At 57.4% G+C, this 16,872-nt stretch carries 11 protein-coding genes; 6 read left to right on the top strand and 5 right to left on the bottom strand.

Annotated features, from left to right (window positions below; translation table 11 throughout):
• Positions 1-97: 97 nt before the first annotated feature.
• On the bottom strand, positions 98-1,003 hold the full coding sequence (locus MPQ_RS06450; RefSeq protein WP_083801052.1) for a choice-of-anchor A family protein: 906 nt from the start codon (positions 1,001-1,003) through the stop codon (positions 98-100).
• A gap of 156 nt (positions 1,004-1,159) precedes the next feature.
• On the opposite strand from MPQ_RS06450, the gene MPQ_RS06445 reads away from it, so the two are divergent.
• Positions 1,160-1,795, top strand: a complete 636-nt coding sequence (locus MPQ_RS06445; protein WP_013442100.1) for a DedA family protein — start codon at positions 1,160-1,162, stop codon at positions 1,793-1,795.
• Positions 1,796-1,881: 86 nt separating this feature from the next.
• Here MPQ_RS06445 and MPQ_RS06440 read toward each other — a convergent pair whose 3' ends face one another.
• A complete protein-coding gene (locus MPQ_RS06440) occupies positions 1,882-5,307 on the bottom strand; it encodes an exodeoxyribonuclease V subunit beta (RefSeq protein ID WP_013442099.1) in 3,426 nt (1,141 codons plus the stop codon).
• Complete coding sequence (locus MPQ_RS06435) at positions 5,304-8,033, bottom strand: PD-(D/E)XK nuclease family protein (protein WP_041362127.1); 2,730 nt, start codon at positions 8,031-8,033, stop codon at positions 5,304-5,306. Before MPQ_RS06435 ends, MPQ_RS06440 begins: the two co-directional genes overlap by 4 nt.
• Positions 8,034-8,109: 76 nt before the next feature.
• On the opposite strand from MPQ_RS06435, the gene greB reads away from it, so the two are divergent.
• From greB to efp, 3 genes are read left to right on the top strand one after another with little or no spacing between them, the layout of a single operon-like run.
• Positions 8,110-8,604: a transcription elongation factor GreB gene (gene greB, locus MPQ_RS06430; protein WP_013442096.1), complete on the top strand. Its 495-nt coding sequence runs from the start codon at positions 8,110-8,112 to the stop codon at positions 8,602-8,604.
• A 14-nt stretch (positions 8,605-8,618) separates the two neighbouring features.
• Positions 8,619-9,743, top strand: a complete 1,125-nt coding sequence (gene earP / locus MPQ_RS06425) for an elongation factor P maturation arginine rhamnosyltransferase EarP (protein WP_013442095.1) — start codon at positions 8,619-8,621, stop codon at positions 9,741-9,743.
• A 59-nt stretch (positions 9,744-9,802) separates the two neighbouring features.
• On the top strand, positions 9,803-10,360 hold the full coding sequence (gene efp / locus MPQ_RS06420; protein WP_013442094.1) for an elongation factor P: 558 nt from the start codon (positions 9,803-9,805) through the stop codon (positions 10,358-10,360).
• Between the two features lie 91 nt (positions 10,361-10,451).
• On the opposite strand, the gene MPQ_RS06415 is transcribed toward efp, so the two are convergent.
• Positions 10,452-11,312 carry a TIGR03915 family putative DNA repair protein gene (locus tag MPQ_RS06415; protein ID WP_013442093.1) on the bottom strand — a complete coding sequence of 287 codons (861 nt, stop codon included), beginning with the start codon at positions 11,310-11,312 and terminating at the stop codon, positions 10,452-10,454.
• A 5-nt stretch (positions 11,313-11,317) separates the two neighbouring features.
• Positions 11,318-12,553: a putative DNA modification/repair radical SAM protein gene (locus MPQ_RS06410; RefSeq protein WP_013442092.1), complete on the bottom strand. Its 1,236-nt coding sequence runs from the start codon at positions 12,551-12,553 to the stop codon at positions 11,318-11,320.
• 217 nt (positions 12,554-12,770) lie between these two features.
• Here MPQ_RS06410 and MPQ_RS06405 point away from each other — a divergent pair, with 217 nt between their 5' ends.
• Positions 12,771-15,386 carry a chemotaxis protein CheW gene (locus MPQ_RS06405; protein WP_083801050.1) on the top strand — a complete coding sequence of 872 codons (2,616 nt, stop codon included), beginning with the start codon at positions 12,771-12,773 and terminating at the stop codon, positions 15,384-15,386.
• Positions 15,387-15,464: 78 nt separating this feature from the next.
• The gene (locus MPQ_RS06400; RefSeq protein WP_013442090.1) at positions 15,465-16,868 is read left to right on the top strand and encodes a phage tail sheath family protein; all 1,404 of its coding nucleotides are present in this window, start codon (positions 15,465-15,467) and stop codon (positions 16,866-16,868) included.
• Positions 16,869-16,872: the final 4 nt, after the last annotated feature.

The following is a 16,872-nucleotide window of genomic DNA, read 5'->3' as shown; positions in this document are numbered from 1 at the left end:
ATAATCGGCTTTACCACAACCTTGATAGCCAATAAAAACACTACAGGCCGCAGTTGCGGCCTGTAGTGTTTTTACCTCATGAGGACTCGTCGAAAAATCAGAGTATGCTTCTAAATTGCCTGTAACCCAGAATCATCAGAATACCCATGATCAGAAGGATCACGGCATTAGGCTCGGGAACAGCACTTACGGCGGGAGTAGCCATTTCGAAAGAAGAGAAGGCTCGATTGCTTACCGTCAGGGAGTTGCTCCAGCTATTGGCGACTGCGGTGCCGATGAAACTGCCGCCGCTACCGGTGATGGTGGCGTCTGTAGCGAGAATACTGGCGGCGAAGCTGATGTTGCTTAGGTTCACCGTTGTCGCGTCATAGAAGTTGAACAGCACGTTATAGCTGCTGAAACCTGACCAACCGCCACTCAGGCTGATATTGCTGCCGGAAACATTGATGATCAATGTGGCGTTGGCGAGTACATTGGCAAAGCTCCAGTTGGAGATGTTGGTGAGGTCACTGCCATTCACGGAAAAGTATTCAACGCTTGAGCCGGTGCCTGTAAGGTTGCCGGTGCTGCCATAGCTATAGCTCACAGTGCCCGTAGAGGCGGTTGAAGCCAGTTTGTCGGACAAGGCTGAAAACGATGTTTTGGCCGCGGCAAAATCAATGGGAGCATCACTGCTGGAGTAGTTGTTGTAACTATCCCATTGAGGTTTGCCGACTGCACCGCCGACCCAGGTAGTTCCATTGACACCGCCATAAGATTTGGTGAGGTTTCCGCCTACGACCAATCCATAGGGGTTATTGGCAGAGTTGCTGATGGTGGATGTGCTGATATCTGCATTGCCACCCACAGCAACGGCACCTCCGATAGAACTCCAACCTGTACTTTTGTAGCTATCAAATACGAAAACGTTATAGTTGCTCGCTACCCCAAGATCTACTGTTTGGGCGACTGCATGCTGTGAAAAAAGCGCAGCGGCCATGACGACCATACTTACTAACTTCATTTTTGCTCCCTTTGGCAATGGGCTGATACATGTATGCATAATATAAAAAGCAATTACCAGGCCATATTTGATTAGTAAATTTTATGCATAATCCTTTCATTCGTTGCCGGTATGATACAAGCTCAAAATTTAAAACGATGTTAAGGCCCTCACACGATGCTCGAAAAACTTATAGCCATGGTGGCTTCATGGATCATTTTGGTCATTTCAACCCTGGGTTATGGAGGCGTGGCATTGCTGATGGCCATTGAATCCGCATGTATCCCCTTACCCTCGGAGATCATCATGCCGTTTGCGGGGTATCTAGTTTATACAGGGGAGCTGACATTGTGGGGCGTGGCCTTGGCGGGCGCAGTGGGCTGCGTGATTGGCTCTATCCCAGCCTATTATCTGGGCATGTATGGCGGCCGCCCGCTGGTGCACAAATATGGCAAATGGTTACTGATTTCGCACCATGATCTGGCATTGGCCGACCGCTGGTTTGAAAAACACGGGGAAATCACCATTTTCATCGGCCGCCTGCTACCCGCGGTGCGGACGTTTATTGCCTTTCCGGCAGGGATTGCCCGAATGAATATGGGCAAATTCATTTTCTACACCTTTACCGGCTCCGTCCTTTGGTGCGGTCTGCTGGCCTATGCCGGCATGAAGTTTGGTCAGCACTGGGATCAGCTCAAGGTGTATTTCCACGAATTTCATATCGTACTGGTGATCGCCGGGGTTATTTTCCTGGTGTGGTATGTGCGCCGCCACTTCAAGGCGGTAAGTCGCAGTCACCATCATCACGATTAAAGCCGGAAGACTTTTGCAGATCAGAGCGTGGGCGCACTGCAACCACACCCTGATCTGCCTGATTCGCGCTTGATAAAGCCGCTAAATCAGAAAAGCTGATCCTCAGCAGCCAGTTCCACCAGCCTCCCCAGCGCCAGGAAGAAAATGGCCTTGCGTACCAGAGTTCCCTGATCGGCAAAAAGACTGGCGTAGTTATCCAGTTGCAACCGGTAGCGCGCCACTTGCGCCCTTAACTGCTCTTCGCTGATGTCAGCCGCTAGCGCCACGGTTTTGTAATCGATAATCCAGCGTACGCCATTTTCCACAAACGTACGATCCACCACATAGCGCTTCAGCTCGCTGGCATCGGCATAGCTCCAGGCCACTTCGGCATCCGCGCCCTCGCGAGCCTGCAATACCCACTGGCCATCTGCGCTGCGTAAAGTCGTCAGCAGCAATTGCACCACCACAGCGGCGGCATCATGTGCCTGTTTTTCGGCATGGCCCTGTTGCTGCAACCAGCGCAGCATGGCGGGCATGGCCTGGTGTATGCGAGCCTCCGGCCAGGTAGCCAAGCCCTGGCGCGCCATCAGCTCAAGATAACGGTGGGCCAGCGTACCAATATCGGCCTCCAGGCTGGCCGCCAGACTAAGCGACTCACTGGCTTCTCCCGGGTTCCACAGTGGCGTAAAGGGCGTGGCGGTTTGCAAAACGGCGGGCATCTGCGGCTGTTGCAGCCGAACCAGCGGCGGCACAAAATCGGCAAGCGTGGCTTCCGCCTGCGGGCTGGTCTCGCTAACGCCCTCTGCTGCCATGGCCTCGGCAAACTGCAAGGCCACTTGCGGCCACAGCAATTGCAAAAAGCTGCCAGACGCCGGACGTGGTTCGCCCTTGGCATTGACCGTGGCGGTGGCAATCAGATGCAGACGGCGCTCGGTACGCGTGGCTGCCACATACAGTACACGGGCATCTTCGTGTTCAGCGCGCTCTTTTTCCAGCAGCCGCAGGTAATCATAAGGCGTTAGGCCGTCATCCAGCCTCGCGCCTTTCGGCACAAAGGGCGCGGCCACCAGTTCAACGCTGCTGCCCTGCTCTTCATCTGCAATCGCCACTTCTTCCCACAGCAGCAAGGGACTATCCTGATTCCCCGTCTTGCGCTCAAGGCCAGGCAAGATCACGGTATCAAACTCCAGGCCTTTGGATTTGTGGATAGTCATCAGCTGCAGGCGACCATCCGCTGCCTCGTCAGCAGCGGCATAGAGTTTCTCGACTTCTTCCGCCAAGCGTATCGGCGTGAATTGCCCCTGATTGTCCAGCTTGTCCACCAAGGCAAAAAACGCCTGCACGTCCTGCACATCGCCCGGCTCCCACAGGCACCATGGCCCGCCCAGCATCAGCCAGGCACTATGCAACCAGCGGCTTACGGGCAGCCGGCCTTGCTGTGCCAACACTTCCTGCAAAATGCTGCGCACATGCAACGCGCGCTGACGGCCATCTTCGGTCATGGCCGCCAGGCGCGCATCCTGCTGTAACAAGCGCCAGATAGTGCTGCGATGATCACTCGCCGCCAGCACATGCATGTCCGCCAGCGTGAGCCCGCACCAGGGCGCGCGCAAAATAGCCAGCCAGTTCACGCGGTCCGCGCGATGATGCAAGGCATGCGTGAGCGCGAGCAAATCCTGAATGATCTGGCGCCCGGCGAGCGCTTCAATTTCCACCGCCTGAAAACGGATATCGCGATGATGACGGCGAATATCCGCCACCAGATGCTCCAGATGGCTGCGAGCGCGCACTAAAACCGCGATACGGCGCTGCGGATGAGCGGCCCACTCTTCGCGGATCAGCTTGACCATCAGCGCCGCTTCGCGCGTGCGCAATTGCTCATTGCTCTCATCCGTGCCCTGAATAAGCGGATGCATCACAACACCGGTATCAACCTCGTCTGCACGGGTAGCCACAAACGGGCGATAGCGAATGGCGCCGCGCGCGATGCTGTCCTCCCGCGGGAATACTTTTGCGAATGCATGGTTGATCCAGTCCACCACCGGCGGGCAGGAGCGGTTATTGCGGCACAGCTGCAATGGCGTCAGGTGAATATCGCCTATGCCCTCGCGCGCCACTTCCAGAAACAGGCCGACGTTAGCCTTGCGGAAGCGATAAATGGATTGCATGGGGTCGCCCACGGCAAACAGCGTGCGGCCATCTCCCGCTTCCCAGCCGCGCGTCAGGCGTTGCAGCAGATGCACTTGACCAGGGCTGGTGTCCTGAAACTCATCGACCAGCAGATGCTGAATACGGTAATCCAGCCGCAGGGCAAGGTCACTGGGCGCATCAGTATCATCCGCCAGGGCATTCAAGGCACGCTGTGATATCTCGACAAAATCAACTTCACGCGCCTCCTGAAATACAAACCACAGCTGGGCCACGGCCAGGTTAAGCAATTGCGCCAGGGCCGACACCACCTGCCAGCTCTCCTCCCCTGCACGCAACTGCGGCAGGCACCGCAAGCGGCACAGGGCAGCATCGGCACCCGCTGTGGCTTGCAGAGCGGCTATCAGCTCCGCCAGCTGCTCCTTATAAGGTTTGGATTCAGGGACCGCCGGAAAGCCGGTATTGACGTTGACGGTTTTGCGCCAGCTATCCTGCCCGGTAAATAGGAGCTCGCAGGCGGCCAGCCACATTGGCAAGGCATTCGGGGTGGCGGGCATGGGGGTTTCCCAATCGCGCAGCAGGGCAATCGGCGCTTCGCATGGCAGGTTGGTGGCGGCATAGCGCGCAATCGGCATCAGCACCTGCTGCAGTCGCACCGGGAAAGCAGCCAGCGCTTCCTGCATGTCCTGCGTAATCAGATGTTGCAAGGCGGCCTCGGCCAGATCACGGGTATCGGTGCGATTGGCATACGGCAGCCACTGATCGCGCTTGGCCAGCATGTCGGCCAGCAACTGGGTGAGGCGCAAACTGTCGTTATCCACATAGCGCAAGGCTTGCGTCACTGCATCGCTGCTGCCATCGGCCAGATCCAGCGTGCGCTCGGCCGCCAGCTGATAATAGGCGGAGGCATCTTCCGTCACCGCCGGTTGCGCGCCAAAGCGGCTCATCAGCGGCATCTGCCGTGCAAGATGGCTGCTCAGCGAGTCAATGGTAAAAATACGCAGGCGCGCCGGGTTTTCCAGCAAATGCCAGCCGCGCTCCGCGGCATGCTGCAAAGCATCCTGACCCAGCGCAAAGGTCTTCTGCTTGTGTGGCTGCGGCGGCCGTTCGCCACTGCCCGCCATCAGCAGGCTATCGAGAATACGCGCCCGCATCTCGGCTGCCGCCTTGTTGGTAAAGGTAATGGCGATGATTTCTTCCGGCTCGCGCACGGTGGTCAGCAACTTGAGGTAGCGCTGGGTCAGCAGCTCGGTTTTACCCGCGCCCGCCGGAGCCTCAACGATAAAGCTTTCCAGCTCCAGGGCACGACGACGGCTTTCGTCATCCTGCGCGAGCAAATGCTCTTGCAGCGCGGCTTCGTCATTCAGCATATTGTCACTCATGCGCGGCTCCCGTCTTGCTGAGCCTGGAGGCGCTCAAACTGCAGTTGCCGCTCGGGCAAACGCAGCAAGGGCAACACTTCGCAATACCTGAGCTGCAGAGGATCCGCCACCCGCACTGCGGCCTCGCCAGATTTGAGCTCGCGGGCAATCGCTTGCAGGCTTTCGCGCCAGTGATCGAGCAAGGTATGCCAGTCGGCAAAGCGTTCGGCATCAAAAATATCGCGTGCCTTGCGATCATCCAGTGTCATCAGCGCAGGCAGGATTTCTTCACCGGCAATCCCGGAAAACGCATGCTCCTCGGTGCGCACCATGGCAAAGCTGACGGCTGCCACCTCGCCATCGTCCAGGCTGAATGCGGCATAGACCGGCAGTTGTGGCTCGGTGATGCGCGATTCCGCCCAGTTGCGGATATCCGGCTTTTGCCCGGTTTTGTAGTCCATGATGAGTACGCGCCCATCCGGTAGCTGGTCAATCCGGTCCAGCACCAGCCGGATTTCCACGCCCTCAATCATTACCTTGGTGTCGCGTTCGCAATCCAGCACACTGAAATCCACTTCGCGCGTTTTTTCAAAGGCCAGCCAGGCGCTGACCAGTTTGATCAGGCGCTCCTGCTCCAGCTGGCAAAACGCAGGCGACAGCGTTTCGTCGCGTTCGGCGGCAAAGTCCTGCAAGGCCTGTTGCGCGGCTTCTGCCAGCGCCGCATGCAGTTCTTCGGCATCCAGCGCCTGCAAATAAGCCAGGTCACGCCCCTGCCAGAAATGCTGTAACACGCCGTGCACCAGCGTGCCGCGCTCGGCGGGCTCAAGCCCATTCACCGGGGCTTTCAGCTCACGTGCACCAAGACGGTACTGGTAATACGCCCATGCCGGGCAGATCGCCTGCGCTTTCAGGAGGCCCGTGCCGCCAGACACATGTTCGCCCTCGCCCACCGCCGGTGCCATGTGGTCGTCCAGCACTTGCAGGGCTGCGTGTTCGCCATGCGCCAGTTGCTCAGCCAGGGTCTGGGCCTTGGCCCAATCGCCATCGAACACGGGGATATCGCTCAATATCGGGCTCGCGCGCAATTGCCGTTCGCCATCTTTCAATGCGCTGGAAAACACGATCAACGGTGCGGTATGCAACAAGCGCTGATGCAGAATGCGGGCAAACGCCGTTTGCACCGCACTATCGGCATTCGGCACGCCAGCGGCGCGCTGCACCGTGGCAGGAATAAGCGGGTTAGGTCTTGGTGGTGGTGGCCAGACATGATCATTCATGCCCATCACCCACAGCGCATCCAGCGGGGCGGCGGCGCCTTCCAGCATACCCATCACCTGCACGGGCGGATCGCCACTGACCTCGGGCTGAAATATCTGCTCGCGGCAGAGCTCGCCCAGACGCTGCAATGCCTGCATGCCATTCAGAGTGTCACCAAACACATCCAGCCGTGCCAGGGCTTGCAAGCTGCGCGAAAAGGCGCGCTGTGCCTGGAACTCATGGCTGGAGATACTGCGCTCGCCTGGCCATTGCAAGGCAGCCAGCAATTGTTCAAATTCGGCGGCCCATAGCGAAGGCAATTGCCGACGCGGCTGCGCCTCACGCACTGCCCAGCCAGCCCGTAAATCCTGCAGCAGCTGGCCAATGGGCAGCGGGTTTTCGCCTTCCTGCAAGCGCTCAATCAGGCGTAACAAACGCATCATGCTGACTGTTTGTGGCAGCCATTGCCGCATGCGGCTATCCAGCTGGGCGCGGGCGTCCGCCTCGCCCAGACTGGCCGACCAATAGGGATTAAGCAGCAATACGGAAAAATCCTGTTGCTCTATGCGCTGCTGCCAGAAGATACGCAGCAAGGCCAAGGCGGCATGCACCACCGGCTGCGTGTTCAGCGGCAACCCCAGGGAAAAGTCATAGGCGCGATCCGCCTCCACCAGGCCGGGGCGTACGGTAACGGGGTGCAGCACCTCATCCAGCAATGCTGCAAGCCGCGTGCGCAGCTTGCCCAGCTCAGGCACCACCAGCCCCAGCCGCGCTTGCGGGTTATCATTCAGCTGCTGCGCGACCCAGGCGACGGCGGCACGGCATTCGGCCTCCTGCGTCTCCAACATGGCATGCTGTGCGTGTCCGGGCTGCGCCAGCAAGGTGGCGTGATTGCTGAGCACCACGCCGCGCTGCTGCAACAGGCTTTGCAGACGCTGTTCCTGCGGGCCCAGCCGGTCAAATCCGGCAAAGGCCATACTGGCAGGCAAAGGCAGTTGGCCGCGCTCCAGGCAATCCAGCTGCCATGCCATATAGCGCACAGGCTCCAGCCAGCCGGATTGGCGGCAACGCTGCACAAAATGCTCGCGCCAGCTCAAAAACTGGCGACTCTCTTCCGTGTGGCCGCCCGGCGGAATCTGCAGCTGCCATTCAAACATCAGGCGATGCGCCTCCATGGCGGCTTGCGCCATGCCGGGCACATCAAACAAGGCGGCGGCATTGTCGTTCGCCAGCGCTTCTTCTATCACCTTTTCCCACAGCATGCGTTCCTGCAGCTCACTGAGCACGCCCTGCGGCGCCGTGGCCACATCCACCTCGCCACTGAGGATCGCTTGCTCGGTGACATCATCCAGCCATTGCTTGAGCGTAAGGGTGGGAAGAGGCTGCCATGCCGACAATCCGGTGGCATGCTGACGGCGGTCATGATGCAAACGCAAGCTGCGTGCGAGGCGGGCCGTGGAGCAAAGGATCAGGGCGGGAGAATCAGGCATGTAAAAGATGGAATCAGATGGGCAATTAACCGGACTCAAGGTTAACATATAGGCCACTTAGATGGCGCGAACCGATATGGCAGACCAGAAAAATTACATTACGCCGGAAGGCTACGCCACCCTCAAGGCGGAATTCGAACAGCTTTATAAAATTGAGCGCCCCAAGGTCGTGAGCGATGTCTCGTGGGCGGCGAGCAATGGCGACCGCAGCGAAAACGGCGATTACATCTATGGCAAACGACGGTTGCGCCAGATCGACTCGCGCTTGCGGTTTCTGATGAAAAGCATGGACCTGGCCGTGATCGTCGACCCCAAGGAGCAGCAGTCGCTGGAGAAAGTGTTTTTTGGTGCCTGGGTATCGCTTTACTCACTGGAGCGCGACATCGAACACCATTACCGCATCGTGGGCCAGAATGAACTGGACCCGACGCGCGGCTATATCAGCTGGATTTCGCCGCTCGCGCGCGCCATGCTAGGCAAGCAGATCGGCGATGTGGTTCGCGCGCAGACGCCCGCCGGTGAGGAAAGCTACGAAATCATCGATATCCGTTACAGCCCGCCGGAAAACTGAGCGAAAACGCACGCATGACAGACAAGCGACAACGCTGGGATATCTTCTGCCGCATCGTCGATAACTACGGCGACATCGGCGTTTGCTGGCGGCTGGCACGCCAACTGGCCCATGAATATGCACTGGATGTCAGGCTGTGGGTTGATGCCTTGCCGGTGGCACAACGTCTGCTGCCAGCGCTGGATACGCAGCGGGCCGAGCAAGTGCTGGATGGCGTCACCATCGCGCACTGGTCGCCAGACTTCCAGTTTGACCGGATAGCTGACGTAGTGATCGAAGCCTTTGGCTGCGAATTGCCCGAGCCCTATATCAACGCCATGGCGGCGCAGCCGCCGGTGTGGATCAACCTGGAATATCTCAGCGCCGAAGCATGGGTGGAAGAGTTCCACCTGCAACCCTCCCCTCACCCCCGACTTGCGCTCACGAAGACGTTTTTCTTCCCTGGCTTTACGGAAAACACCGGTGGGCTATTGCGCGAGCGCCACTTAATGAAAGAGAGAGATGCCGCGCAAGCTGGCTCTTCTGCCACGTTCAGCGCCATGGCAAGCCCTGCCGATGCCTTGCGGGTTTCCCTGTTCGCTTATCCGCAAGCCCACATTACTGGCTTGTTCAACGCCATGGCGAATGGCGATAGACCCGTGGTTTGTCTGATACCGGAAAGTAGCCTGCTGGCGCCTGTCAGCCAGTTTTTCGACACAGAAACACTCCAGCCTGGCGATCATTACTCGCAAGGTGCACTAAGTGTCCATATCCTGCCGTTTCTCAGCCAGGCGGAGTATGACCAGCTCTTGTGGTCGTGCGACCTCAACTTTGTGCGCGGTGAAGACAGCTGGATCCGCGCCATCTGGGCAGGACGGCCCTTCGTCTGGCAGCCTTATATCCAGAGCGAAGATACGCATCTGGTTAAACTCGAAGCGTTTTTGCAACGCTACCTGCCGCCTTTGGAAACAGCTGCGGCGGATGTCTGGGCCACGTTTCATCGGCAATGGGCACAAGGGCAACTGGCAGCCGACAGCTGGCCCCGGCTGGCGCATGCCTTGCCCGCCATTCAGCAGCATGCCAGCCAGCAATCGCAAGCCCTTGCTGCACAAGACGATCTGGCGGCCAAGCTGGTGATTTTTGTGAGAAATTTTCAATAATCTAGGGTATAATTCGCGGCTTTTTACACTTCACCCTTTTTAAGGTCGCAGGACAACACATGAAAACAGCTCAGGAACTTCGCGTAGGCAACGTATTTATGGTGGGTAACGATCCCATGGTCGTACTCAAAGCCGAATACAGCAAATCGGGCCGCAACTCTTCCGTGGTCAAGATGAAATTCAAGAATCTGCTCACCGAATCCCCGAGCGAAGCGGTTTACAAAGCCGATGACAAGTTTGATGTTGTCGTGCTGGAAAAGAAGGAAGTGAGCTACTCCTACTTTGCTGACCCGATGTACGTGTTCATGGATACCGAATACAACCAGTACGAAATCGAAGCCGAAACCATGGCCGATGCCCTGAACTTCCTGGAAGACGGCATGCAGTGTGAAGTGGTGTTCTACAACGGCAAGCCTATCTCCGTTGAACTGCCTAACTCCGTTGTTCGCGAAATCACCTACACCGAGCCAGCCGTCAAGGGCGACACCTCCGGCAAGGTCATGAAGCCAGCCCGTATTTCCACCGGTTTTGAATTGCCAGTGCCTTTGTTCTGTGACATCGGCGACAAGATCGAAATCGACACCCGTACGCTGGAATACAAGAACCGCGTCAAGTAATCGATACACGGCATTTCATGGTGGCATGCACCATGCAAAAAAGGGAGCTCAGGCTCCCTTTTTTATTGTCCGAACACATCCCTTAACCCCGTCAATCAGGCTTGCGTTTGTAGCCGACAATTTTCCGCCTTGGCGCTTCAGGCGGTCTTTCCAGCATGGCTTGGGTACGTGCCCCCGCCTCCGCAATCAGCTCTTCAATCAGCTCGGCTTCGGGCAGGTTATGCCAGTATTTCTTGGGCATTTCCTTTTGCATGGCCTTGAGCTTGAGCCGGGCCGGATTAAAAATATGCCGGTAGTAACTCAGCCACAGCGCCTCACTGGCATCCTCTTCGGGCAAGGCCTCCGGCATGCCGCCGGGCAAAAACTGCAAGGCTTTGCCATCCCAATGCATGCCCATGCGCGGGCTCATGATGGTCCAATCCATGCTGGTGAATCGGCCAATAAAGAAAGGCGCGATCGCCGCCATAATGTGATGTTCGGGCTCAAACCAGGCCAGGTAGCGTGGCCGCCCTTCCACAACGGTTTCGCGAAAGCGGACAAAGGCTTTCATCTTGTGCTTGTCGCGCCCCACCGCCTTTGCCATGGCATGCAGCCGAGCAACATCGGCATCCCCCGTCAGCCGCATCAATCCGCGCTCGCGCTGACATCGCCATAGCACCCGGTAAAGCAAGCCGAACCGCTCAGTCGCAGCATGCAAAATAACCATGCGTGCAAGCTCAACAAACTGCTTGGACACCATCAGCCGCTGGCCGTCTTTGGCGGGTGGCGCCTGCGTGTCAGGTACTGACTCGACAGAGGGCCTCGCGAATATATCCTCTTGAATGATGGACTCCTCGGTAGGCCGCACACTCCAGTGCACATCATGCGGGGCCACGCCTGCCAGAATCAGGCGGCGTGCCGCATCGCGCCAGCCATCCATATCGGTTTCATGCTGTAGATAAACCGTTTCCATATCAACTACAGGAATAATCCCAGTTGCTGTGGCTGGGCGGGTATTTCTTTCAGCTGGGCAGGCAGGCTTGCCGCATCCAGCGTGGCGCCGGGGTGATGGTCAGGCAGTTGAATGAACGGCAGCATGCGGTTCACCGGCGCCCGCATGCGCACCAGATCATCCAGCCGCACCGCCCTGACACGACGTGCAGCCAGAATGCGTTGCACATTACGCACACCCAGGCCGGGCACCCGCAACAAGGTTGCTTTGGGAGCACGGTTGATATCAACCGGGAACATGGCACGATTCTGCAAGGCCCAGGCGGTCTTGGGGTCCATGTCCAACGCCAGCATGCCTTGTTCACCGGTAATGATTTCATGCGATTCAAATCCGTAAAACCGCATCAGCCAATCGGCCTGATACAGTCTGTGCTCGCGCACCAGCGGTGGTGATTGCAGGGGCAAGACCGGGCTGGCATCAGGAATGGGGCTGAAAGCCGAGTAATACACACGCCGCAGGCGATACTGGCCATAAAGATCGGCGCTGGTATTCAGGATAGTCCTGTCATCCGTGGCATCGGCCCCGACGATCATCTGGGTGCTTTGGCCTCCGGGTGAAAAGCGCGGCGGCCGCTTGCCCGTCAGGGTTTTATCTTTGCTCGCATCAATGCGCTCGCGCAATTTGCCCATGGAAACGCGAATCGCCACGCCATCTTTTTCTGGTGCCAGGGTCGACAGGCTTGCCGCCGTCGGCAGTTCAATGTTGATGCTGAGGCGGTCGGCATAACGCCCGGCGCGCGCCAGCAATTCCGGGCTGGCATCGGGGATGGTTTTCAGATGAATGTAACCGCGAAAATCATGCTCTTCCCGCAGTATGCGTGCCACTTCCACCACCTGCTCCATGGTGTAATCCGGGCTCTGGATTATGCCGGAGCTGAGGAACAGGCCTTCGATATAGTTTCGGCGATAAAACGACAGGGTGAGCTGCACCACCTCATCGATACTGAAGCGCGCACGGGGCACATTGCTGGTCACCCGGTTAACGCAGTACACACAGTCATACAGGCAAAAATTGGTGAGCAGAATTTTCAATAGCGAAATACACCGACCATCCGGCGCATAGCTATGACAAATGCCCATGCCCGTAGTGGAGCCTATGCCTTTGCCATAGTGCGAGTTGCGCTGCTCGGTGCCGCTGGAGGCACACGAGGCATCGTATTTGGCGGCATCCGCCAGTATCTCCAACTTCTGTTTTAGCTGCATGAAGTTATTGTACGTTCGTTCAACCCACTTTCCTAGCAAGTGGCTAATTGCATCGTATTGAGCTTGGGCACCCACTTACCTTCACTCGTGTAAATACCGAAAAATCTCGCTTCCAGATTCAGGAAATTATGACAATAGTTCGCGTGTCAACCTCAACGGGCACAAGTTTTGCTATATCTTTCTACGCGCCGTACCCAAACAAGAAAGTGAGTCTCTTATGCCTACCGATCAAATCCCCAGCAGCCACTGTCACATGATAGACAGCATGGTCAGTCTTAACCGTTATCGGGATGGCTTGCAGCAACTGCAGAATGTATGGGACAACCTTTCCCTGCTGAGCCAGCTTTCGGGTACCGGGACCGACATGACAGAAACCCGCCAGGCCTTCAGCCAGGTGACCAATGATGTGCTGAATAGCCTGGCCGAGGAAACGCTGGACAAGACCGTTACCTCCCTCACCTCCAAAGCCCAGGTAACCGTGGACATTGTGGTGCGAAACCTGTTTGAGCGCACCGCAGACATCGGTTTCCTGGCGACTGACGATGACATCCGTGCATTTCTGGACAAACATTTCAGTGGCGCCGCCTACCCCTCGGACCTGGATGCCCTGCGCCATCGCTTTCGCGAATACGTCAAAAAATACTCGGTTTACTCCAACATCATCCTGCTCGATACCGATGGCAATGTGCTGGTACAGCTGGATGAGAAAAACCCCGTGACACAAAGCCAGGATGCCCTGATTGCCGAGGCGCTGGAGACGACAGAAGCCTATGTGGAAGTGTTCCGCAAAACCGATCTGCTGCCTGAGCAGAACACCAGCCTGATCTACGCGTATCGCGTGACCACTACCAACCAGCGCGTGGCTGGGGTGCTATGCCTGTGCTTCCGTTTTGAAAACGAAATGGAAGGCGTGTTCGGCGACCTGATCACGCACCAGGATTGGGCCGTGGGCTTGTTGCTGGATCAAAAAGGGTGCGTCGTCGCCAGCAGCGACAAATATCAGATCCCGATTGGTGCTCCGCTTGAAGTGGCCGCCGACAAGGACTATCTGCTGACCCGCTTTGCCGGGCGTGAATACATCGCCGTTACCTGCAAAACCAAAGGCTACCAAGGCTATATGGGACCAGGCTGGATAGGTCACGCCATGATTCCGCTGGAGCATGCGTTTGATGGCGATATCGCGACCTCTGTCGCCGGCATTGATAAAAAACTGCTCGCCAAGGTTATGCGCAGCCCTCTGCTCTTCTCGCAAACGCTGCTGGGCATTCCCAAGCAGGCATCCACCATCCAGAACCGCCTCAATCAGTCGGTCTGGAACGGCAATATCTGGCAGAAACGCGAATCTGGCCAGACCGCGCATCAATCCAGCTTTTCCAAGACCTTGCTGTGGGAAATCAGCAACACCGGCTTCAAGACACAACATGTCATTGAAACTACCGTGTCTGACCTTTATCAGACGGTGGTATCGGTGATGCTGGAAAACTCGCGTTTCTTCGCATCGCTCGCCGTCGACATCATGGATCGCAATCTGTATGAGCGCGCCAACGACTGTCGCTGGTGGGCATTGACGACGACCTTCCGTCAATTGCTCAGCCACAGCAACCGCTCCCGCAGCGATGTTGCCGCGATTGAAAAAGTGCTGTCGTACATCAATGGCTTGTACACGGTGTATGCCAATCTGGTGGTGTTCGACCGTCAGGGCGAGATCATCGCCGTTTCCAATCCGGCCTACAACGATTGTGTAGGCACATTCATCGAAGCCGAATGGATGTCGCGCCTGAGAGGGCTGCGCAGCTCGCAGGATTACGTGGTGTCGCGCTTTGAGGCCACCCCGCTGTACAAAAACAAGCCAACCTACATTTACGCCGCCGCCATTCGTTCAGAAGATGACGTCGGCATCGTCGGCGGTATCGGCATTGTGTTTGACAGCGCCCCGCAATTCTCCGCCATGCTCACGGATGCCTTGCCACGCGATACAGCCGGCGAGCCTATTCCCGGCAGTTTCACGCTTTATGTAGACGGCGATTTGCAGGTCATCTCCTCCACCCTGCCCGCCTTCAGCGTGGGCAGTACATTCACCATCCAGCCTGCCCTGTGCAAACTGGCACCGGGCGAAGCGGCGTTCGATATCGTGCTGCATGAAGGTCGCTATTACGCTGTCGGCGCCCGTGCATCCTCAGGCTATCGCGAGTTCAAGGGACCGAATGACCCCTACCAGAATCCAGTGACGGCGCTGATCTTCATCCCCCTGGGCAATGCGGCGGATATCGATGCCATGATCACCTCCGATAATACCTACCAGCACACGCAATTCAAGCCTACCTCCAGCAGCACACCGGTCGCGGGCGCAGAAGAGTACGCCACTTTCTATGTCGGCAACGAATGGATGGCCTTGCCTGCCGGTCAGGTACTCGAGGCGGTGCAACCGGAAAACATCAAGCAGTTGCCAGAAAGCGCCCATATCCTTGAGGGTATGATGCAGCATAGGGGTGGCGTGATTCCGGTGCTGAATCTGGCCAAGCTGATCAATACCGAGTGCCACACAGCGCCGGAAAATCGCCAGGTGATTGTGATTGAAGCAACGGAGGAATCCCCGCGCTTTGGCATTCTGGTCAGCGCCCTGGGCGAGATTCCATCGATTGTGCCTTCGAATATTGAGCTTATCGCGACCATCTTCTCCATCGGCAATACGCCTGCGGAAGGGGTTACCCGCGTTAAATCCGACAATGGCAAAGACAACCTGCTCATTGTGTTATCCACGCAAAGTCTCTGGAAGAAAATATATAACTACCAGCATGCACTGGAAAACAATGTCGTGCAGATAGCGGCTTGATTGCCATCGCAGTCGGTACACATCGCAAGACACCGCGCACAAGCGAGTATGATGGCGGCTTGAAATCCGCGCGAGATCATGAGCATGCCTAAGGAATACATCACGCCTGGCGTGTATGTGCAAGAAACATCCTCAACTCCGCCCGCCATTGAAGCCATGGCGAGCGGAGTACCGGTATTCATCGGCTATACCGAGCTCGCCGGCACTTCGCAGGAGCCGCTCACTCTCGTCCCTCGCCGTATCAGTCATCAATGGGAATTCATCCAGCTATTCGGCAGTGCGTATCCCGAAAGCGGCTTTGCGGTCTCCATCAAGGCCGACGGCACGGCCGCAGCCCAGGTGCAATCGACCAGCCCGCATGTGCTGCATGACAGCCTGGAACTGTTTTTTGCCAATGGCGGGCAGGATTGCTGGGTAATCTCCGTCGGCAGATTCAAAACAGCCAATGAGACACTGCAATTGGCAGAGTTGCAGGCAGGCCTGGATATCGCGGCCACCATGCAGGGCGTAGACCTCATCGTCATCCCCGAAATGCAGGCACTCAGCCTGGATGACTATCGCACCCTGGCCGATGCTGCCTTGTCCCATGCCGCCACCTGCCATGATCGCTTTGTGATTCTCGATATGCTGTTCAAACCCGCTCCGGGCAATACCTCCAGCCTGGCGCAGCATTTTCATGAGGGCCTGGAAATCTACCGGGAACAGGGCATAGGTCAGCAGCATCTGAGCTGGGGAGCGGTGTATGCGCCTCATCTTTTGGTCAGCCTGCCGCGCAGGCTGGATGAGCCCAATATCCAGGTCACTCTGGCCGATGGCAGCGAGCTGTCGCTGTCCAATCTGTTTGCGCATCATCGGGCTTTGTATACCGCCGTCATTGCCGCCATTCATGCCCAGCCGCGGGTACTGCCACCGTCCGGTGCCATCGCCGGATGCTATGCGGCCCAGGATCGCAACCGCGGCATCTGGAAGGCTCCCGCCAACATGACACTGTCGCTGGTCAACGCTCCTGCCGTGGAGCTGCCGGTGGCGGATTACGAAACCATGAATGTGGATGTGATGCGCGGCAAGTCCATCAACCCCATCCGGCTTTTCACGCATAAGGGCACGCTGGTATGGGGTGCACGCACGCTGGCGGGTAACGACAATGAATGGCGTTATGTACCCACCAGACGCTTGTGTACCTGGATAGAAACCTGCATCCGCCGCAGCTCCGGCTGGCTGACATTTGAAGAAAACACGCCCGCTACCTGGCAAACACTGCAATCCAGCGTCGAGACGTTTCTGATGATGTTATGGCGTAACAGTGTGTTTACAGGGGAAAAGCCCGAGCAGGCCTTTTTTGTGCGGGTGGGTCAAGGGCTTACCATGACCCTGCAAGATGTGGCAGATGGGCGGGTCCGGCTGGAGATCGGGGTTGCCACCCAACGCCCAGCCGAGTTTGTTCATATGCAGCTCAGCTTCATGCTGGGAGCGCAGGCCTGAGAGG

Source organism: Methylovorus sp. MP688 (genome assembly GCF_000183115.1).
Lineage (GTDB): Bacteria > Pseudomonadota > Gammaproteobacteria > Burkholderiales > Methylophilaceae > Methylovorus > Methylovorus glucosotrophus.
This window is presented reverse-complemented; position numbering and strand designations above follow the sequence as displayed.